Genomic DNA, 19,508 nt, shown 5'->3' with positions numbered 1-19,508 from the left:
AGTCCATCCATGAATTCGACCCTTGCCGCCGTCCCCCTGGCCAAGGCCTATCGCCTGCTCAACCATGGCCCCACGGTGCTGGTCAGCGCCGCCCACGACGGCCGGCGCAACGTCATGGCCGCGGCCTGGGCCATGGCGGTGGATTTCGAGCCGGGCAAGGTGGCGGTGGTGCTGGACAAGCAGACCTGGACCCGCGAACTGTTGGAAGCCGAGGGCAGCTTCGTGCTCAGCGTGCCCTGCGCGGCCCAGGTGGATCTGGTGCAGACGGTGGGCAATACCACTGGCCGGGGGCTGGACAAGTTCGCCGCCTACGGCATCGAGACGCTGGCAGGTGAAAGGGTCGGTGCCCTTTGATCGCCGGCTGCGTGGCCTGGCTGGAATGCCGGGTGCTGCCCGAGGCGCACAACCAGCAAGGCTACGACCTGTTTCTTGGCGAGGTGGTCGCCGCCCGGGCCGATACCCGGGTGTTTCGCGAGGGGCGCTGGGATTTCCGCGGTCAGGACAGCCTGCGCACCCTGCATCACGTCGCCGGTGGTCACTTCCTGGTGATCGGCGACGGTATCCAGGGGCAGCTGCTCACGCCCAAGGCCTGAGTCCGACGACGCCAGCGCCTGGCGTCGTCCGGGCAGTGGTCAGACGCGGAAGCGCGCGACCATCTGCTGCAGATCGCCGCCCAGGCGGGCCAATTCGTTGACCGAGGCCGCGGCATGGGCGTTGGCAGTGGCGGACTCCTCGGCCAGGCCGCTGACCTTGACCACGTTGCCGTTGATCTCCTCGGCTACCAGACTCTGCTCTTCCACCGCGGTGGCGATCTGCTGGTTGAGGCTCTGGATTTCCGCCACCGTCTGGTAGATGACGTCCAGGGCGCGCTCGGCGTCCTGGGCCAGGGTCACGGTGCCCAGGGTACGGTCACGGCTAGCCTGCATGCGCGCACTGGCCTCGGTGGTGCCCTGTTGCAGGGTGGCGATGAGTTCGCCGATCTCCTGGGTGGATTCCTGGGTCCGCTGCGCCAGGGACCTGACCTCGTCGGCCACCACGGCGAAGCCGCGGCCCTGTTCGCCGGCGCGGGCGGCTTCGATGGCGGCGTTGAGCGCCAGCAGGTTGGTCTGCTCGGCGATCGCCTTGATCACGTCGATGACGCTGCCGATGCGACCGCTGGCGGCGTCCAGACGCTCCATGGCAGCGCCCAGGCCCTGCACCTCTTCGGCGGCCAAGGTGATTTCCTGGGCCGCGCGCTTGACCGTACGGCTGCCTTCGCGCGCCATGTTGTCGGCGTTCTGCGCGGCGCTGGAGGCGTTGGCGGTGTTTTGCGCCACGTTGTGTACCGTGGCCGCCATCTCGTTCATGGCGGTGGCCACCTGGTGCATCTCGTCACGCTGCTGGGTGGCGCCACGGCTGGTCTGGACGCCAAAGGCCGAGAGTTCGTCGGCTGCGCTGCTAAGTTGCCCCACGCCGCTGGCGATGCCACCGACCAGCTGGCGCAGGTCAGCGGCCATGGCCTGGGTGGTGCGTTGCAATTCGCCCAGTTCGTCACGGCGGGTCACCGCGTCGCTTGGGGTCAGGTCGCCGGCGGCGACGCGCTTGAGCATGGCCATGGCGGTCGCCAGCGGCTGGGTGATCTGGCGGGCGATCAGCCAGGCGGCGGCGATGCCGATGAGCAGGGCGATCAGGCTGGTCAGCAACAGCTTGAACAGGGCGGCCTGGCGTTCGGCGGCGGCGGACTTGAGCTGGCCCTCGCCCAGTTGATCCAGCAACTGCACCAGCTTGTTGCCCTGCTCCTGCAGGCTGGCGACCGTGGCCTGGGCCTGGCGATTCTGCGCGACGATGGATTCGAAGAAGGCGCGATAGCGGGTCACGTCCTGGGTGGCGCTGTAGAGGCGGGCGGCGGTGTCGCCGTCGATCTGCTTCTGGGCGCTGGCCAGGGTCTGGAGCAAGCCGTCGATGACCTTGAGCGTCGCCTGGGACTTGCTGTCGTCGGGGGTGCCGAGGAAGCGGCGGATGGCCAGGCGCACGCCGACCATCTGCGCCTTCATCTCGGCCACGGCCTTGAGGTCGGCGGTGCTGTAGCTGCCACCCGGGGCGAAGACCAGGTCGAACAACTGGTCGAAGGTCTCAGTGACGTTATCGGAAACCCGGGTCAGCTCCTTCTGGGCCTCGGCGCTGGTCTGATTGGACTGCTGCAGGGCGGTGAAGCGCTCCTGGTAGGTCTTCATCTCCTGCTGAATGCTGTGCAGGATGGCGACGTTGGCCGGGTTGCTCAACAGGCTCAGGCCCTTGGCGACATCTTCCGCGACCACGGCCAGATCGGTCTGCTGCCGGGCGACGCTGGCGGCACTGGGATCGAGCAGGTAGTTCTTCTCGTCGATCCTGACGTCGAGAATGTGGGCCTTGAGCTCACCGCTGTAGCGCGTCTTGGTGATGCGATCGAGCAGGGTGTTGGCGGTGAGATAGCCGAACAGGGCCACCACCGTCACCATGACCAGCAGGGCGCCGAAGCCCAGGGCCAGCTTCTTGGAAATGCCGAGATTGCTCAGCCAGGAGGCTTTGGAAACAGACATGGGAGTACCGGAAGAGAGTGCGAAGACCCCTTTCATCGGCCGTCCCGATCGATACTTGAAGCCGCACGTCAGGGCCACCTGGGTGGTGGCCCCGCTACCGACAGCCGGCGCCAGCCACTGTGTCCCCGGCCCGCGTCAGGCGGTTTCGCGGCTGCTAACGGGTACTGGCAATTCCAGTTCCAGCACCGAGATCAGCGCCTTCTGCTGGCGCTCGTTGAGCTGGCGGAAGCGCTGCAGCAGCAGTTGCTCGCTGGCATTGAGCAGGTCGTCGTCCGCTTCGCTCTGCTGTTGCTCCAGGACCCCATCCTGCACCAGGCTGCGTTCCAGCCAGGCGACGATCTCGGTGTTCATGCTGTGGCGATGGGAGCGGGCCACGGCGGCGATGCGTTCACGCATGCCATCGGGCAGGCGAACGACGAATTTTTCCGTGGGGATTCCAGCGGGAGCGCGGTGGACGTAAGGCATGGCGGACCTCCAAAAAACGGGGTGGCTGACGTCAAAGCGCCGACAACAGCAGTCGACCGGCGAAGAAAACCAGCACCAGGCCCATGGTTCTCTCGAACCAGTGGCCCAGGCGCAGGAAGGTCTGGCGAACGCGTGGACTGGAAAACAGCAGGCTGACCAGGGCGAACCAAGCGGCGTTGACCGCGCACATCCACAGGCCATAGAGGCCCTGGACGGTCAGCGGCGTGCTGCCGCTGACCACGGTGGTGAAGATGGCCAGAAAGAACAGGGTGGCCTTGGGATTGGTGGCATTGGTCAGGAAGCCGGTCAGGAAGGCCCTGCCGGGTGACTGCCGCTGCAGGTCGGCCTGCTGCCACTGGCTGTCGTCCAGCGGTGCGGTGGTGGGCTTGCTGCGGATCAGATTGAAGCCCAGCCAGAGGATGTAGGCGCCGCCGACCACCTTGGCGACCCCCAGCAGCCAGGGCGTGGCGTGCATCAGGGCGCCGATGCCGAGCAGGGTGTAGAGCACGTGCACGGAGATGCCGGCGCCGATGCCCAGGGCGGTGCAGAGACCGATCAGGCGGCCGAATCTCACGCTCTGGCGCACGGTCACGGCGAAGTCCGGCCCCGGCGCCAGTACGGCGAGGAAGTGGATGGTGGCCAGGGCGAGGAATTCGCTCAGGTAGGGGGACATGTCAGCTCCAGTACGTGAGGGGTTTGGCAGCCCCGCGATAACCGACGAAGCACGACAGCGACAGGCGCGGCTGATCGTTGCCGGGGGTCACGGCGTGCATGCGGCGGGAATTGAAAAGGATCAGGTCGCCCGGTTCGGGGCGGATGGTCAGGCAGGGCGGACCAAGGCGATCGGGTTCGATGCCGTAGCTGTCGCCGCGCATGGCATCGAAAGCTTCCGGGGACAGTTCCCGCGACCAGAGTTGCAGTTCGCCGCCGCTGCTGGGCATGGTCAAGTAGACGTTGCAGGCCAGCTGGCTCACCAGGCTTTCGGCTTCCTCGCTGCCCGGCGCATCCTTGGCGAAGATGTCGTGGTGGGCGAGAAAGCGTACCCCGGGCTTCACCACCCGTGACAGGCCGACGTACATCTTGCGGCCCCAGAGGGTCTGCAGGTGGGCGCCGGCGGGCCAGACCTCGTCGAGGGTGCAGCGCACCAGGTCGATGGGATTGAGGTAGGGGCGGCAGCGACGGCGCAATTCTTCCAGGTTGCTGGCGACGCTGGCGAAATAGTCGTCCATCTGCGCGCGCTGGTGTTCCGCCTCATAGAAGGCCATGCCGATACGACCGATGCTGGGGGCATTGGTGTAGGTGGCGAAGCCGTTGCCGAGGATCTGCTGGCCGAGGTCGTCGGCCAGCGGGCGCGGCACGAAGCGGCGCACACGCACGGCCAGCAGGCGTTCTTCGGTGAGACGGAGCAGGCTCTCGGTGTCGAGAGCGTCGAGTTCGAGCAGCATGGCGCCTCCTTTCGACGGGTGAGGTGGGCGGTGGATCAAGCGCCAGCCATGTCGTAGCTCACCAGCAGGCGCCCCTTCTTTTCCTTGACGCCCAGGGCGCTCAAGGCCCCGACGCTGCGCAGGGAGCGCACATGGGTCCCGCCGCAGGCATAGCGCGCCACATCCTCGCCAAAGCGCACCTGGCGCTGGCCGTCGGCCTGCACCTCGATCTGCAGCGGCAGGTCTTCTTCCACCAGGGCGTCGAAGTGCGCCTGCAGGGATTCGGCGTCCAACGCGACGGTTTCCTCCCCCGGGACGAATTCGATGCGGCCTTCACCCGGCCAGTGATGGGCCTTGACCGGCTTCCAGCCATGGGTCTCGCCGATGTGGCCGAGCAGATGCCCGGCGGAATGCAGCCGCGAATGCAGCAGGCGGCGGCCTTCGTCGACCCGCGCCAGCACGCGGCCCGGCGCCAGGGGACGGTTGGTGTGGTGCAGAATGCGCTCGCCGTCCTGGACCACCCGGGTCACCTCGGCCGTGCCGATCCAGCCGGTGTCGCTGGGCTGGCCACCCCCCTGGGGATGGAAGGGCGTGGCCTGCAGTTCAACGACATAACCGTCCCCGTCGGCGGTACAAGCATGGACCTCGACCTCGGCGATCAGGCTGTCGCTCAGGAAATACAGGCGCTCGGTCATTCGTCTTACTACTCTTGGAGAACGAGAAACGTCCTCATTCTAAAGAGTGCGCGCAAGGGTGATAATCCACCCTCTCTCCAAAGGAATTTTGCGCTGTGAGCATAAATCTTCCCCTGCCACTGTTCAGCGAGATGGCCATCTTCGTGCGGGTGGTGGAGAGCGGCAGCTTTTCTGCGGCGGCCCGCCAGCTGGGTCTGACCCCGTCTTCCACCAGTCGCAGCGTGGCGCGCCTGGAGAAGGCCCTGGGCACCCGCTTGCTCAATCGCAGCACCCGCAAGCTGCGTCTGTCGGAGGCGGGGGAGGAGGTCTATCGGCGTTGCAGCGACATGGTTGGCGCCGCCCGGGCGGTGCTGGAGGTCAGCGGTCAGTTCAACCAGGCACCGGCCGGTATCGTCCGGCTGTCGGTGCCCAAGGCGGTGGGCAGCACGGTGATCCATCCGCACATGACCGAGTTCCTGCGCCGTTACCCGGCGGTGGACGTGCAACTGCTGCTGGAAGACCGCCAGGTCGACCTGATCGACGAGAACGTCGACCTGGCCATCCGCATCACCGACCGCCCGCCGCCCGGGCTGGTGGGTCGCCAGCTGCTCACCATCGAGCACCTGCTCTGCGCCACGCCGCAGTACCTGGCCGAGCACGGCCAGCCGGCGCACCCGCGCGACCTGGCCGGGCACAGCTGCATCTACCTGGCGGAAGAGCCGGCCGATTCGCGCTGGAAATTCCGCCAGGGCGCCAAGGTGGTTCACGTCAACGTGCGCGGGCGCTACGCCGCCAACCACACCGGGGTACGGCTGGACGCGGTGCTCAACCACATCGGTATCGGCAGCCTGCCGCTGTTCACCGCCCAGGCGGCCCTGGCCCGCGGCGAGATCGTCCAGGTGCTGCCGGAGTGGTCCTTTCTGCCGCACTACCAGGGTGGCGCCTGGCTGCTCTATCCGGCAACGCGCCACCTGCCGCCCAAGCTCAAGGTGTTCATCGACTTCCTGGTCGAGCGCCTGGGCGATCAGGCGCTGCGCCCGGGACAAGGGGCGGCCGCGCTGCCCGAACAGCGCTTCCAGGAATTGACCATCGGCAGCTAGGGCGCTGCCGATCCGACTTTCGTGATGCTTTTCACAAGTCCTGTTACAACTGGCATCATTAGGTGAAACGATTCACCTAACGTTTCTCTGCCTGCCACATCGCGCTTTTCCCTGGGCCATGCTCCCGACGGCCCGCCTGCGCGGGTGGATCTGGCCGCTGCCGCGATCCTTGCCCTGGCAAAACAAGAAAGGATTTCCCCATGCTCGCTTCATCACCCACGCTCGCCACTCCCGTGGCGGCCACCCCGCGCAAGGGGCTGGTCGTGCTCATCGCCGTGATCGCCGCCCTGGGCGGCCTGCTGTTCGGCTACGACACCGGCATCATCGGCGTCGCCCTGCTCGGCCTCGGCCGCGAATTCGCCATGGACGACACCGTCAAGCAGCTGGTGACCGGCGCCATCATCTTTGGCGCCCTGTTCGGCTGCCTCGGCACCGGGCCGATCTCCGACCGCCTCGGCCGGCGCAAGACCATCATTGGTGTGGCCCTGGTGTTCGCCCTGGGCTCGGTGCTCTCGGCGCTGTCGCCCAACGTCACCCTCTTGATTCTGTCGCGTTTCCTGCTCGGCCTGTCGGCCGGCAGTTCCACCCAGATCATCCCGGTGTACATCGCCGAGGTGGCGCCGCCGGAGCACCGTGGCAAGCTGGTGGTGCTGTTCCAGTTCATGGTGGTGTTCGGCATCACCGTGGCCTATTTCACCGGCTTCGCCCTGGACGAGCACTGGCGCTGGATGTTCGGCCTCGGCCTGGTGCCGGCGCTGATCCTGCTGGCGGGCATGGCGGTGCTGCCGGAGAGTCCGCGCTGGCTGCTGGTCAAGGGGCGTGAACAGGACGCCCTGGCGGTGCTGGAACGGGTGCGGGGTGGCAAGGCCGCGGCCGAGGCCGAACTGGCCGAGATCAAGACCGTGAGCAACGCGCCGGAAGGCAGCTGGAGCGATCTGTTCTCGCCCTGGGTGCGTCCGGCGCTGCTGGTGGGGGCGGGCATCGCCATGTTCTCGCAGATCACCGGCAACAACGCGCTGATCTATTACGCACCGACCATCCTCACCCAGGCCGGTTTCTCCGACCAGACCGCGGTGCTGGCCACCGGCTGCAGCACCATCCTGGTGGTGATCATGACCGTGGTCGGCAGCTTCCTGGTGGATCGCATCGGTCGTCGTCGCTACCTGCTGACGCTGATCCCCGGTTCCATCATCGCCCTGGCCATCATGGGCTATCTGTTCCAGGGTGCCGGTCCCCAGACCGAGGTCGAGCGCTGGACGGTGGTGGCCTGCCTGGCCGCCTACCTGATGCTCAACTGCGGCGGCTTCGGCGTCTGCATCTGGCTGATCAACGCCGAGGTCTATCCATTGTTCGTGCGCGGCAAGGGCGCCAGCGTCGGCGCCTTCAGCCACTGGGGCTTCGACCTGCTGGTGACCCTCACCACCCTGAGCCTGGTGACCCAGCTGGGCGCCGCCCACACCTTCTGGCTCTACGCCGGCATTTCCCTGGTGGCGCTGCTGTTCATCTGGCGCCTGGTACCGGAGACCAAGGGCAAGAGCCTGGAGCAGATCGAGCACGACCTGCGCGAACGGCGCTTCTTTCCCTATCAGCGGAAGGGCTGAACGCCAGCTCCGGTGCTAGGGTCGCAACAGGAGCGGAGCTCTATCTCCGCTCCTGTTCGCCTGTGCCGGAGTCCTGCCATGCGCCCCCTTACCCTTGACCTCGAGCTACTGGCTGCCGCCCTCGACAGCCGGGAGCGAGGTACTCACTTCCTCGATCTTGAAAGCGGCGCCCTGCGCCTGCTCGACCCGGACGACCTCAGTCTGGAAGAGCGCGAGGAGCTGGAAGATCCCGAACGCTACCTGCCGTTGCCGCGGCTGACCCAGGACGACCGCCTGGAACTGCGCGAAGCCTTTCTGCACCAGTTGCGCCATCCCCACGCCCAGCCACTCTTGCGCGCTGCCCTGGAGAGCCGGCGACCGATCCGCACCTTCGACTACGAACTGGAGCTCTTCCCCTCGGTACGCGAGGCCTGGCAGGCCTTCGCTCTGAGTCGGCTCAAGGAGGAGGTACTGGTGCTGCTGGACGAAGCGGGCCTGGAAGCCCTGCCGGCGGATGGCCGAATGCCGCTGCCGGACGACGTGCCCGAGGGCATCCGGCGGCGGTTGGAGAAGGGGCAGGGGCGATAGGGCTTGCCGCCCCGATGGTCAGCTGAACGCCCTTAGTTTGACGAAGCGTCCGGCAGCATGCCGGCGCTACGCATGAGGTCCGGCAGTCCTTGCTCTTCGATGGCGTAAACGCCGCGCTCAGCTTTCCAGATCAATGCCTTTTCCTGCAAAGCAGCCAGGGCCTGCTGTACGTTCTGCGCGTAGGCGGCCTCTTGGGCCTGGGCCTCGCTCATACCGGCGAGCTGTAGCATTTCTGCGTACTTGCCAAGAGTTGCCAATTCGAAAGGCGCATAGTCCTTGCCCTGGACCGCCATCACCTTCAGTACGGCCGCTTGAATCGGTGTGAGGCTGCGAATCACGGCTAGAGCGCTCTCGGACATCTCTCGCACGTGCTCGTCGACGGCTTCAGCAAAAGCGACATTGCCCACTGCAGCATCATCGATCATTGAGTATTCGAGTACCTCACGGGCCGCTTGCAATGCCTCGGGGCGATAGCCCGCTTCGACGAATTTACTCCAGACTACTTCTGGATCAAGGGTGAAATCGAGCCTGGACTGCGCGCAGAACCAGTCCACATAGCCTCTGTCAAGATGGGGAAAGTTGACCAGGGGCGCATTGAAGAAGGCTTGGTCGCGGCTGTTTCTGAGCATTGCCAGCTTGTCCCGGCTGGAACCGGTGCAGATAAGTCTCAGGCCGTGATGGTGTGAGCCGTTCAATTCGTCGCGAGCCGCCTTGAGGGCGAAGAGCGTGTTGCTGCCAGCCGCTGTGGTCACGGCATGCTGAGCTTCGTCGATAATGAGCACTATCGGCTTGCCGAGACTGTCGGAAAGCGCTGCCAGCGCAGCGGCCAGGGTTACGCCCTTGGCTTTGCCAATGCTGCCGGTATCTATCTCGACCCCACCCACCTTGAGTTTCACCACGCCGCTTTGCTTGGTCAGCTTGGCGATCAGACCAAGATTGCGCTCGATGGCAACCTGAACCGCTTGATTGATCAACTCAGCCGGATCAGTCTGTCGATTCGACCAGAGATCGACGTAGATCACCTCGGCACCTGCGAGCTGGAGTGCGGGCGCCAGATCTTCCCGCATGAAGGTGGTCTTGCCGGTTCGCCGTGGCGCCGCCAAAAACAGACCGGGATGCAGCGGGTCTGCCATGATCTTGGCAGCATAGGTAGTAGCCATGGCGTGTCGGTGATAGAAACGCTCGGGCATCGACAACTCCCAATTCAAGGCGATTAAAGTCGATTATAGATCTTTATAGATCTTTATAGATCGCTGCCCTGAAGCCTACTTTAGTGCTGGTCATGTCCGTGCCGATAGAGCTTGAGCTCCACCATCAGGTCGTCGGTGAGGGTTTCCAGATGGGCCTGCAGGGTTTCGAGGGCCAGGTCCGCCGGCAGTGCCAGCAGGGCGGTGGCATGGAACAGCACCTCGCTGCTCATGGGGGCCGGGCGCGTCTCGGTGGACAGCCGTTCGACGTTGACCCCGACCTGATGCAGCGCCCGGGTGATGTCGCGGACGATGCCGACGCGGTCGTTGCCCAGGAGGTCGAGCTGCACCAGCGGCGCACCCACCGCAGCCGGCTGGCCGGGTTCGCCGACCAGGATGCGCAGACCGGGAATGGCCAGCTGTTGCAGGGCCTCCACCAGGCCATTGCGCAATTCCGGCTCCACTTCCACCGAAAGGATCCCGGCGAACTGGCCGGCCAGATGGGCCATGCGGCTTTCCAGCCAGTTACCGCCCTGGGCGGCCACGCAGTCGGCCAGGGCTTCCACCAGACCGGGGCGATCGGGGGCGATGACGGTCAGGACCAGGTGTTCCATGGCGGGCTCCAGGGCGGTCAGAGAGAACCCCGAGTCTAGCCCGCCCTGGAGCGCGGGCCTACTGGATATCCTCGGGTTTGACGATCACCCAGTGCTGGTCGGCGTTGACCGCTACCCCGGCCTTGGCCTGGCCCTCGGCGTTGCTCTTCATCATCGCCTCGATCTGGGTACGGTACTTGGCCTTGCGGTCGATCCACAGGTGGATGCCACCCTTGGCGGCGTCCACGCCCTGGAACAGCATGGGACCGTCGCTGACCGGGGTGTCGCCGCCGACCAGGATGGGCTTCTTCCAGGGATCGATGTAGGTGAGGATGGCCGCGTACTTGCCGGCGAACCAGGTGGCCGGGGTCCAGAGGTAGGGGGTGACCTGCAGCCTCAGGTTGGCCTGGGGATCGTACTTGCCTTCGGCGATCTGCTTGCGGGCGGTGGTCAGGGCGCCGGTGGCCGGGTCCTTGAGCAGGGTGGTGACGCCAATGACATTTTCCGGCTTGACGCCATAGCCGTAGCGCAGATCGGCGGCCACCATGCGCACCAGCTCTTCGTGGGCGGCGCTGATCACATAGACCTCGATACCGTTCTCCATCAGCTTGCGATAGAGCTCCTGCTGGCCGGTGAAGGGCTTGGGTGGATTGATCTCCACCGTCTCGACCTTATCGTCCTTGCCGTAGTAGGTGGCGGGGATCGGCTTGCCGTAGGCCATCAGCTCGTCGACATAGCCCTTGAGCTGCTGCAGGGTGAAACCGGAAAACACCTGGGCGACCCAGGGATAGCAGACCAGGTCATCGATCTCGCAGAGCCGGTAGTAGTAGCTGTTGAGGCTTTCCTGGTGGCCGCCGACGTCCTTGAAGGGGATCAGCTTGAGCGAAGGATCAAGGGTCTCGCGGGTCAGCACGCCCTTCATTTCCAGGAAGGGCAGCAGGGCTTCCTCCAGGTCGTAGCGATAGCTGGTGTTGTCCATGTCGAACACCGCGTAGTTGCCCTTATTAGCATTGGCGGCGATCAGGGCATCGAGTTGGCGGGCGGCGTCGGCTGGCCAATGGGTCAGCTCGGTGGCAGCGGCGGTCAGCGACAGCAGACCACCGGCCAGACCGGCGAGAAGGCGGGGAAGGGTGGGCATCGGCGGGCTCCGGCACAGCGACCGCCCAGTGCGGTCGCCTGCCGCAACCCTAGCAAAAAGCTGTTACAGATCAGGGTGAGGGACGACCTGGCCAGATGCTAGAGCGGCACAACGTGCCGCTCTGCGACAACCTCCTCAGGCGGTAGCAGCCTTGAAGCGCGGCTGGGCGTTGCCCTTGAACAGCGTCAGGGTCGCGACCAGGCCGAGCACGGCGGCCAGGGTCAGCCACATGCCGGGGGCGGCCTTGTTGCCGGTCTCCTGGATCAGCCAGGTGCAGACCATGGGGGTGAAGCCGCCGAAGGTCGCGGTGGCCAAGCTGTAGGCCAGAGAGAAGCCGGTGGTGCGCACATGGGCTGGCATCACCTCGGTCAGGGCCACCACCATGCCACCGTTGTAGGTGCCATAGAGGAAGGACAACCACAGCTCGACCATCAGCAGGCGCGAGAAGCCCGGGGCGTGGGTCAGCCAGATCATCGCCGGGTAGGCGGTGAGGATGGCCAGCACGGTGGCGAAGATCAGCAGCGGACGCCGGCCGACGCGATCGCTCAGGGCGCCCATCACCGGCAGCCAGATGAAGTTGGACACGCCCACGCAGGCGGTCACGATGAGGCTGTCCAGGGCGGTCAGGTTCAGCTCGTGCTTGCCGAAGGTCGGGGTGTAGGCGGTGATCAAGTAGAAGGAGGCGGTGGTCATGGAGACCATGGCCACACCGGCCAGCACCACGCCGAAGTTCTGGCGGATGGAGGTCATGGTCTCGCGGAAGGTCGGGCGATGCTTGCGCGCCTCGAATTCCGGGCTTTCTTCCAGGGAGCGGCGGATCATGAACAGGAAGGGCACGATCAGGCAGCCGATCAGGAAGGGAATGCGCCAGCCCCATTCACCCATCTCGGCGGGCGACAGCCAGTGGTTGAGCAGCGCGCCCAGCACGCCGGTGAAGACCACCGCGACCTGCTGACTGGCGGACTGCCAGGAGACGAAGAAACCCTTGCGGCCCGGAGTGGCGATTTCCGACAGGTAGACGGACACGCCGCCCAGTTCGACGCCAGCGGAGAAGCCCTGCAGCAGGCGGCCGAGCAGCACCAGCAGCGGGGCGGCGACGCCGAGGGTGGCATAGCCCGGCACCACGGCGATCAGCAGGGTACCCAGGGCCATCAGCGCCAGGGTGACGATCAGGCCGTGACGCCGACCGTGCCGGTCGATGTAGGCGCCGAGGAAGATGGCCCCCAGGGGACGCATCAGGAAGCCGGCGCCAAAGGTGGCCAGCGACAGCATCAGGGAGGCGAGTTCGTTATCGCCGGGAAAGAAGGTCTTGGCGATGGCCGTGGCATAGAAGCCATAGACCATGAAGTCGTACATTTCGAGGAAGTTTCCGCTGACGACGCGGAACACGGATTTGGCTTTCGAGGTGGTGGCCATGACTGCTAGCTCGGATTGGGTTTGTTATGGAGACAGCTTGCGCAAGGCGCCCAGACCTCTCGTGGGTGGGTCGCACTATTTGTAACCTTATGTGTTGCAAAAGCGCGCTGGCAAGCTGAATCGGACCGCAACCCCCGAATTTCACGGGTTTGAAAGGTTATTGAAAGCTTCGCGACATTACGTCTGGAAATTATTGTCCAGTTGACAAGATGTCGCAGTTCAAGATGAGAGCATCTGCCAGAAGGCCGCACCGACACCGGCCAGGCTTTCCCCGGCGATGAGCCCCGCCGCGGCTGCTAGGGCGAAGCGCTCGGCCAGGCGCGGCGCCCGCCAGCGCACCAGGGCGGTGAGCAGGGCGCCGAGGGTCATCATCAGCGACACCGAGGCCGGCAGGATGAAGGCCAGGCCCAGGGCCGCCGAGCTGGGCAGCCAGTGCGCGCGTCTTGCAGGCAGCAGGGCTTCGGCCAGACCCAATAGCACGCCGGCCAGGGCGCCCAGGACGATGCCCAGCCGCATGGCGCCATCCAGTGCGCCCAGGCCCTGGGTCAGGGTTTCCGCCACCGCCTTCCACTGGGCCACCGCCGGGGCCGGCCAGGCGGCGCTGAGCAGGAGCGCCTGGGGGTCGGGAATCAGCAGCCGATAGGTGAGCACCCCGGTCACCGCGCCCAGGGCGATGCCCAGGCACTGAGCCACCACCTGCTTGGCGGGCGTGGCGCCGATGGCCTGGCCGACCTTGAAATCGTTCATCAGGTCGGTGCTCTGGCCAGCCGCGCCACCGGCGGTGTTGGCGCCCATCAGGTTGATGTTGACCTGGCCAGGGGCAGCCAGGCCAAAGGTCAGCTGCGACAGCTGGCCGATGGCGCCGATGGGGGGAATGCCGGTGGCGCCCACCACCCGCGCGGCCATGGCGGCGAGAAACAGCGCCAGGGGCAGGGCGAGCAGGGCCAGCCAGGGATCGATGCCGAACAGCCGCACCTGCAGCACCACCACCAGCAGAGCCGCCACCAGCAACAGCGCCAGTGGCCAGGCACGGGGTCGCTGCCAGCCCTGGCGCTGCCGTTCGCCGCGCGGAAGGGTGATCAGCCGTACCGCCAGGGAAGCCAGGGTGGCGCTGACCATCAGGCTCACCCCCGGCCAGAGCAGCCATTGCACCAGGAAGGCGTATTGCGGGCCGCTGGCGTCCGCCGGCAGCGCGGCGACGCCGCTGGCCAGCAGCCAGGGCGCTACACCGCCCCAGGCCAGCAGAGTGCCGAACAGCAGCGACAGTCCGACCCTGAGGCCGATGATGCCGCCAAAGCCGAGCAGCAGCAGCGAGGGATCGAAGCTGAAGGTCAGCCGCTCCAGGGCGGGCGAAGGCGCCGCTCGCGGGAGCATCCAGGCGAAGGTGTCCACCAGTTTGACCGCCGCCGACAGCGTCAGGGCGCCCAGGAGCACCCGCAGCCGGGCCAGGGCCTCGGCGCCGCTGGCATAGACCTGGCGCAGCGCCTCCAGGGTGGCCAGGCCCTCGGGGAATCTCAGACTGGTATCGGCCAGCAGCAGGGGGCGCAGATACCAGGCCACCCAGATGCCGAGAAAGCTCACCGCGAACACCCAGCCCATCAGCGGCAGGGTCGGCAGTTCCTGGCCGGTCAGCAGCGTATAGGCGGGGATGGGCGCCACCAGGCCGCCGGAGACGATGCTGGCGGCCGCCGAGGCCACGGTCTGGTTGATGTTGCTCTCGTGCAGCGTCCAGCCCGGTTGCTGCAGGCGGCGACCCAGGCGGTGCCAGAGGCCGTAGCTCACCAGCAGGGCGATGATCGACATGTTGAACGACCAACCGATCTTGAGCCCGGCATAGACGTTGGCCGGGGTCAGCAGGATGCCCAGCAGCGCGCCGGTGAGCAGCGCCCGCGGACTGAGTTCGCGTTCCACGGGCAGCGGCAGGTCGGTTGCGGCGGCGTTGGCAGCGGGCAAGGGGGCCTCCTCGGTCAGGCGATCACGGCGTGGTCAGGGGACCTCACTCCGCGCCGGTTGGTTCGCCCGTTCAGGGATGCCGCTCGATCCAGGTCTGCCGCACCGCCTCGATCAACTGGCGCAGCCCTGGCGGGGGCTGGCGCCGACTCGGGTAGTAGATGCACAGGGGCGCACCGGGCGAGGCCCAGTCCGGTAGTACCTGCTCCAGGCGGCCGTCGCGCAGCTCCGTGGCCACCCGCCATTCCAGACAGTAGGCCAGGGCCAGGCCATCGAGGGCGGCCTGGATCGAGGTCTCGGTCTCGTTGACCGTGAGCGGGCCCGGCACGTCCAGTGTGCGGGTCGTGGCGCCGCTGCCCAGTTCCCAGCGATAGAGGGCGCCATTGCCCAGCCGCAGCCGCACGCAGCGGTGCTCGACGAGATCGTCCGGCCGCTGCGGCCGACCGTGGCGGGCCAGGTAGTCAGGGGCGCCCACCACGATCCAGCGCAACTCGTCGGTGAGCGGCAGGGCGACCATGTCCTGGGGCACGGTGTCGCCATAGCGGATGCCGGCATCGAGGCCGTCGGCGACGATGTCCACCGGACGATCCTCGACGCTGATGTCCAGCTGCAGTTGCGGATAGGCCGCCAGTAGCCGAGGCAGGGTCGGGGTCACCAGCAGGCGCGCCGCATCCCGCGGCACGCTCAGGCGCAGGCGACCGACCGGGGCGTCGCGGTGCTGGTCCAGCTCGCCCAGGGCCTCGCCGATGAGGGTGAAACCCTGTTCGAGCTTTTCCGCCAAGGCCGCGCCGGCCAGGGTCGGCACCACCGAGCGGCTGGTGCGATTGAGCAGCTTGACCCCCAGGCGGGTCTCCAGTTGGCGCAGGGCATGGCTCAGCGCCGAAGTGGTGACGCCCAGTTCGATGGCGGCCTGGCGAAAGCTGCGCCGGCGCACCAGGGCGACGAAGACGTTGAGATCGGCCAATTCGCCGCGATTCAGCGTTGGCATGCATAACCCTCACGCGATAAGGATCAAGAGTTCGTTGAGCCCCATTCAACGCCTTTTGAATTAGCCTCACAAGGCTAACCCTTCCGACTGGCGTCTTCGCCTGGAGCTCCCTATGACTGAAACCCTGCGCATCCCCGGTATCGATACCCCTGTTTCCCGTATCGGCCTCGGCACCTGGGCCATTGGCGGCTGGATGTGGGGCGGTACCGACGAGGCCCGCTCCATCGAGACCATCCGTGGCGCCGTCCAAGGCGGCATCAACCTGATCGACACCGCCCCGGTGTACGGCTTCGGTCGTTCCGAGGAGATCGTCGGCAAGGCCCTGGAAGGTATCCGCGACCAGGCGGTGATCGCCACCAAAGTGGCCCTGGAGTGGCCCAACGAAGAGGTGCGTCGCAACGCCAGCGCCGCGCGCATCCGCCAGGAGGTGGAGGATTCCCTGCGGCGCCTGCGCACCGATCGTATCGACCTCTATCAGGTGCACTGGCCCGATCCCCAGGTGCGCCACGAAGAAACCGCGCGTGAACTGGAGCGCCTGCGCCAGGAGGGCAAGATCCTCGCCATTGGCGTGAGCAACTATTCGCCCGAGCAGCTGGAAGCCTTCCGCCAGTTCGCCAATCTGTCCACCGTGCAGCCGCCCTACAACCTCTTCGAGCGCGCCATCGAGGCCGATGTGCTGCCCTATGCCCAGCGTCACGGTCTGGTGGTGCTGGCCTATGGCGCCCTGTGTCGTGGGCTGCTGTCCGGACGCATGAATGCCGAGACCCGCTTCGACGGCGACGACTTGCGCCAGGGCGATCCCAAGTTCCAGGCCCCGCGCTTCGCTCAGTACCTGGCCGCGGTGGAGGCCCTGACCGCCTTCGCCCGCGAGCGTCATGGCAAGTCGGTGCTGGCCCTGGCGGTGCGCTGGATCCTCGATCAGGGGCCGACCATCGCCCTCTGGGGTGCGCGCAAGCCCGAGCAGCTGCAGGGGTTGGACGAGGCCTTTGGCTGGCAGCTGTCCGCCGAGGACCTGGCGGCCATCGACGCCCTCCTCGCCGAACACGTCAAGGATCCGGTGGGCCCGGAATTCATGGCGCCGCCCTTACGTTGATCTGCTGGCGCGGGCACCCTGGCCTCGCGCCGTTGCCTAACCTACTCAGCCACAAGAGGTGAGCATCATGGCCAAGCGCGACGATCTCGACCATAAGCCGGAAAACGCCGGCAAGGTCGGCGAGACCCACAAGGAACTCAATCAGGGCGGTGAAGAACAGCGCCCGCAGAATGACAAGCGGCCCGAGCAGCCCAAGGAAAATCCGGATCCGGGTTACTGAGGCGGGTACTGAAACGAGCAAAGGCGCACGGGCCAGACCTGTGCGCCTTTGCTGTTTGTGGCCGGGGTCCTTTGCTGACCCCGGCGGTCTTGCCGGGTTAGACGCTGCGCGGCGGGGTGGCCATGCCGCTCTCGTCGCCTACGGCACCAGGCGTATTGCCGTGGGCAGCGGTACGACCGACGTTCATGCCCGCGGTCGCCTGAGTGGCTCCCAGGGTACTGCCGGTGCCAGCGGTTGGGGAGCCTGCCATGGACTCGACGCCTGCGTCGGGATCGTTACCCAGGTGGCTGGACGACGGTCCTGTACCAGCGTGCTGATCCCGGTCATGACGAGTCTGGCGCGCATCGCTCGCCACGTCGCGCCCCGCTGCCTTGACCTGCTCATAGCCGCTGCTCGCCGCTTGCTTGGCCTTGGCGGTCAGCTTGTCGCTGTGCTTGCCCAAGGCGCGATCCTCGGTCTCGGTGCGCGGCAGCGAGGCTCCCAGCAGCGCACCGAGGGCGATGCCCAGTGCGCCTACCACCAACGGTTGTTCGCGCAGCAGGGTATCGAAGGTGCCCTTGAGCTGTTGCGCCTGGGCACCCAGGGCGTCCTTGGTCTGAGCCGCGGTATCGCTCAAGCGCTCACCCGTCTGAGAGGCCTTGGCCGATACGCTTTCGCCCAGGCCGGTCACCTTGTCGCGTACATCGTGACTGCCACGGTTCAGGGAGTCGCGGGTATGGCCGGCACTGCTGGCCACTGAATCCATGGCCCCCGCCAGCTTGTCCTTGAGCGGGGTGCCCGGCGCGGCCGGCGCCGGGGTGCGGTTCTGGCCCAGGGCCAGCCACAGCAGACCCACTGAGGTCAGCACCGCCGGGACCGGATTGGCCTTGAGGGTATTGCCCAGATTATGGGCGAACTCACCGCTGTGCCCCTTGGTGTAGGACAGTGCCTGGTCGAACAGCTGGCCGGGCGACAGGCGGCTTTCCAGCGCGCCCACCAGGTCTTCGATGTGTCCGCGCTTCTGGTCGATCTCGCGTTCGAGCTCCTCGGGATTCTTTCTGGATTCCTGATCGATCTGGTCGGTGATGCTCATTGTGCGGCCCTCCGTACGGCGTCCTTGTCCTTCTGCAGGCTGTTGACGGTGCGATCAGGGGTGAAGTGGGACGGCTCGAATTGCTTCTTGCCCGACTGCAGCATGATGAAGCCGATCACCATGACCACGGCGCCCACCAGCAGGGCGGCGGCCCAGGGCGTGAGGTACTGGGAGAGGAAGTAGACGACACCCATCAGCAGCACGATGAAGCCGGCCAGCAACACGATGGCACCCGCGGCGACCCCGGCCACACCGGCCTTGGTGGTGCGCAGGGATTCGCCCAGTTCGGCCTTGGCCAGCGCCAGTTCCTTGGTGAACAGCGCCGGGACCTCATGGACCAGCTGCTTGACCAGACCGACGACCGAGGTATCGCCTTCGGTGGGGCGCGGAGTGGGATTCTCGTTGATCATGGCTGCTTGCCTCCGCTCAGGGTGGGTCGATCCAGCTGGCTGGACGAGGTACCGGTGTTCAGGCTGCTATCGCTGCGGGCCGGATTGATCGCCGCGCCGCCGATGGGGTCGCCGCCACGGGTCGTGGTCGGGGTATGGAGGTCAGGACCCTTGGGAATGTTGTTGGTGTGGATGACATCGGCACCCGCCGCCGGCTCCGCCAGTTCGTTTTCCGCCGCGACCGAGGGCGTGGTCAGCGAGGGCACCTCGTCGGGGCCGCTGACGCGCGAACTGCTGCCGGTATCTGGCTTGCTGGAAGCCTTGAGAAAACGCGACAGCCCGAAGCCGATGGCGATGCTGCTGGTGAGGAACAGGGCCGGATTGTCCCGCGCCAGGGTGCCGGCCTGGTGCAGCAGCTGCTCGGCGCTCTTGCCGCGCAGGTCCTCGGCCAGGCCGGTCAGGCTTTGCGCCATGTCGCTGACATAGTGCGCCAGGCCCAGGGTGTCCTTGTCTTCCAGTTCGTCGGCGGCCGCCTGGGCGCTCTGGGCGATGGCGCCGAGCTGGTCGGCCGCGCTATCGCGATAGTGTTCGTAATGCGCAGCGCCTTCTTGCTTGGCGTCTTGCACCGTGTCCCGAGCGACCTCCTTGAGGTCGTGCAGATGGGCTTCTGCCGTAGAGCCGTCCTTGGCCTGCGAGGGGTGTCCCTGAGCGGAATCGAGAGGCGTCGTCATACGCTGGTACCTATGTGCAGAACCTTGTCTTGGCCGGCAGAGAACTCTCGGCGACCGTTCGTGTGCCTTGCCTTTAGGTGACCGGGTAGAAGGAGTGACGGTTCTCCCACAGCGCCGGTTTGATGGCGGAGCTGACAAACGGTTTTGCCTACAGAGCAAGCTACAAGCGCAACGGCAGCGGTGGCGGGTGGGCTCTAGGGCGGGCAATGAAACGCAGTCGCAACAGCGGCAACCATTCGTCATGCCCATGGTGGCGATATGCAAATTCGATGAACGAATTTTCGCCTGGCGCGGTCGATTTCTGCAGACGTTGATGTTCGCGCCAACCCAAGCGAACCCCTT

General features: G+C 66.2%; 19 protein-coding genes and 2 pseudogenes. 6 read left to right on the top strand and 15 right to left on the bottom strand.

Annotated features, from left to right (window positions below):
• Positions 1-9: 9 nt before the first annotated feature.
• Positions 10-593, top strand: a pseudogene (locus tag LRS53_RS20865) (flavin reductase family protein).
• Positions 594-632: 39 nt separating this feature from the next.
• Here the strand turns inward: LRS53_RS20865 and LRS53_RS24060 are convergent.
• From LRS53_RS24060 to LRS53_RS20840, 6 genes and pseudogenes are all read right to left on the bottom strand, one after another.
• Positions 633-1,358 carry a methyl-accepting chemotaxis protein gene (locus LRS53_RS24060; protein WP_371099774.1) on the bottom strand — a complete coding sequence of 242 codons (726 nt, stop codon included), beginning with the start codon at positions 1,356-1,358 and terminating at the stop codon, positions 633-635.
• Positions 1,332-2,477 (bottom strand): annotated as a pseudogene (locus tag LRS53_RS24055) (methyl-accepting chemotaxis protein); the annotation flags it as partial. The gene LRS53_RS24060 and the pseudogene LRS53_RS24055, both read right to left, overlap by 27 nt.
• Positions 2,478-2,693: 216 nt before the next feature.
• Positions 2,694-3,023: an Arc family DNA-binding protein gene (locus LRS53_RS20855; protein WP_231357181.1), complete on the bottom strand. Its 330-nt coding sequence runs from the start codon at positions 3,021-3,023 to the stop codon at positions 2,694-2,696.
• Positions 3,024-3,054: 31 nt separating this feature from the next.
• Positions 3,055-3,696 (bottom strand): LysE family translocator, encoded by a 642-nt coding sequence (locus tag LRS53_RS20850; protein ID WP_231357180.1) that lies wholly within the window; start codon positions 3,694-3,696, stop codon positions 3,055-3,057.
• A 1-nt stretch (position 3,697) separates the two neighbouring features.
• Complete coding sequence (locus tag LRS53_RS20845) at positions 3,698-4,468, bottom strand: 2OG-Fe(II) oxygenase (protein ID WP_231357179.1); 771 nt, start codon at positions 4,466-4,468, stop codon at positions 3,698-3,700.
• A gap of 35 nt (positions 4,469-4,503) precedes the next feature.
• Complete coding sequence (locus LRS53_RS20840) at positions 4,504-5,142, bottom strand: hypothetical protein (protein ID WP_064306870.1); 639 nt, start codon at positions 5,140-5,142, stop codon at positions 4,504-4,506.
• 95 nt (positions 5,143-5,237) lie between these two features.
• Between LRS53_RS20840 and LRS53_RS20835 the strand changes: the two genes are divergently transcribed.
• The 3 genes from LRS53_RS20835 to LRS53_RS20825 all read left to right on the top strand — a co-directional run bounded on the left by LRS53_RS20835 (position 5,238) and on the right by LRS53_RS20825 (position 8,389).
• On the top strand, positions 5,238-6,221 hold the full coding sequence (locus LRS53_RS20835; protein ID WP_231357178.1) for a LysR family transcriptional regulator: 984 nt from the start codon (positions 5,238-5,240) through the stop codon (positions 6,219-6,221).
• A gap of 200 nt (positions 6,222-6,421) precedes the next feature.
• The gene (locus tag LRS53_RS20830; protein ID WP_231357177.1) at positions 6,422-7,822 is read left to right on the top strand and encodes a sugar porter family MFS transporter; all 1,401 of its coding nucleotides are present in this window, start codon (positions 6,422-6,424) and stop codon (positions 7,820-7,822) included.
• A gap of 78 nt (positions 7,823-7,900) precedes the next feature.
• Positions 7,901-8,389 carry a UPF0158 family protein gene (locus tag LRS53_RS20825; protein WP_231357176.1) on the top strand — a complete coding sequence of 163 codons (489 nt, stop codon included), beginning with the start codon at positions 7,901-7,903 and terminating at the stop codon, positions 8,387-8,389.
• A 32-nt stretch (positions 8,390-8,421) separates the two neighbouring features.
• On the opposite strand, the gene LRS53_RS20820 is transcribed toward LRS53_RS20825, so the two are convergent.
• The 6 genes from LRS53_RS20820 to LRS53_RS20795 all read right to left on the bottom strand — a co-directional run bounded on the left by LRS53_RS20820 (position 8,422) and on the right by LRS53_RS20795 (position 15,661).
• The gene (locus tag LRS53_RS20820; protein WP_231357175.1) at positions 8,422-9,579 is read right to left on the bottom strand and encodes an ATP-binding protein; all 1,158 of its coding nucleotides are present in this window, start codon (positions 9,577-9,579) and stop codon (positions 8,422-8,424) included.
• Positions 9,580-9,659: 80 nt separating this feature from the next.
• Positions 9,660-10,190: a glycine cleavage system protein R gene (locus tag LRS53_RS20815; protein ID WP_017639869.1), complete on the bottom strand. Its 531-nt coding sequence runs from the start codon at positions 10,188-10,190 to the stop codon at positions 9,660-9,662.
• A gap of 58 nt (positions 10,191-10,248) precedes the next feature.
• Entirely contained in the window at positions 10,249-11,307 is a 1,059-nt protein-coding gene (locus tag LRS53_RS20810; protein WP_231357174.1) for a haloacid dehalogenase-like hydrolase, read from the bottom strand.
• Between the two features lie 135 nt (positions 11,308-11,442).
• Complete coding sequence (locus LRS53_RS20805) at positions 11,443-12,723, bottom strand: MFS transporter (RefSeq protein WP_231357173.1); 1,281 nt, start codon at positions 12,721-12,723, stop codon at positions 11,443-11,445.
• A gap of 219 nt (positions 12,724-12,942) precedes the next feature.
• Entirely contained in the window at positions 12,943-14,676 is a 1,734-nt protein-coding gene (locus LRS53_RS20800; protein WP_231357172.1) for an OPT/YSL family transporter, read from the bottom strand.
• Between the two features lie 70 nt (positions 14,677-14,746).
• The gene (locus LRS53_RS20795; protein WP_173149785.1) at positions 14,747-15,661 is read right to left on the bottom strand and encodes a LysR family transcriptional regulator; all 915 of its coding nucleotides are present in this window, start codon (positions 15,659-15,661) and stop codon (positions 14,747-14,749) included.
• A gap of 112 nt (positions 15,662-15,773) precedes the next feature.
• On the opposite strand from LRS53_RS20795, the gene LRS53_RS20790 reads away from it, so the two are divergent.
• Positions 15,774-16,754, top strand: a complete 981-nt coding sequence (locus LRS53_RS20790; protein WP_231357171.1) for an aldo/keto reductase — start codon at positions 15,774-15,776, stop codon at positions 16,752-16,754.
• A gap of 67 nt (positions 16,755-16,821) precedes the next feature.
• The gene (locus LRS53_RS20785) at positions 16,822-16,974 is read left to right on the top strand and encodes a hypothetical protein (protein WP_017639863.1); all 153 of its coding nucleotides are present in this window, start codon (positions 16,822-16,824) and stop codon (positions 16,972-16,974) included.
• Between the two features lie 97 nt (positions 16,975-17,071).
• Here LRS53_RS20785 and LRS53_RS20780 read toward each other — a convergent pair whose 3' ends face one another.
• Genes LRS53_RS20780 through LRS53_RS20770 form a run of 3 tightly spaced genes read right to left on the bottom strand, consistent with a single transcriptional unit; the run spans position 17,072 to position 19,166 of the window.
• Positions 17,072-18,046 (bottom strand): DUF3618 domain-containing protein, encoded by a 975-nt coding sequence (locus LRS53_RS20780; protein WP_231357170.1) that lies wholly within the window; start codon positions 18,044-18,046, stop codon positions 17,072-17,074.
• Entirely contained in the window at positions 18,043-18,456 is a 414-nt protein-coding gene (locus tag LRS53_RS20775; RefSeq protein WP_093255052.1) for a phage holin family protein, read from the bottom strand. Before LRS53_RS20775 ends, LRS53_RS20780 begins: the two co-directional genes overlap by 4 nt.
• Complete coding sequence (locus tag LRS53_RS20770; protein WP_231357169.1) at positions 18,453-19,166, bottom strand: hypothetical protein; 714 nt, start codon at positions 19,164-19,166, stop codon at positions 18,453-18,455. The genes LRS53_RS20775 and LRS53_RS20770 overlap by 4 nt, the downstream gene beginning before the upstream one ends.
• Positions 19,167-19,508 lie beyond the last annotated feature (342 nt).

This window comes from Pseudomonas sp. PLB05, from assembly GCF_021106615.1.
GTDB classification, from domain to species: Bacteria; Pseudomonadota; Gammaproteobacteria; order Pseudomonadales; family Pseudomonadaceae; genus Chryseomonas; species Chryseomonas benzopyrenica.
This window is presented reverse-complemented; position numbering and strand designations above follow the sequence as displayed.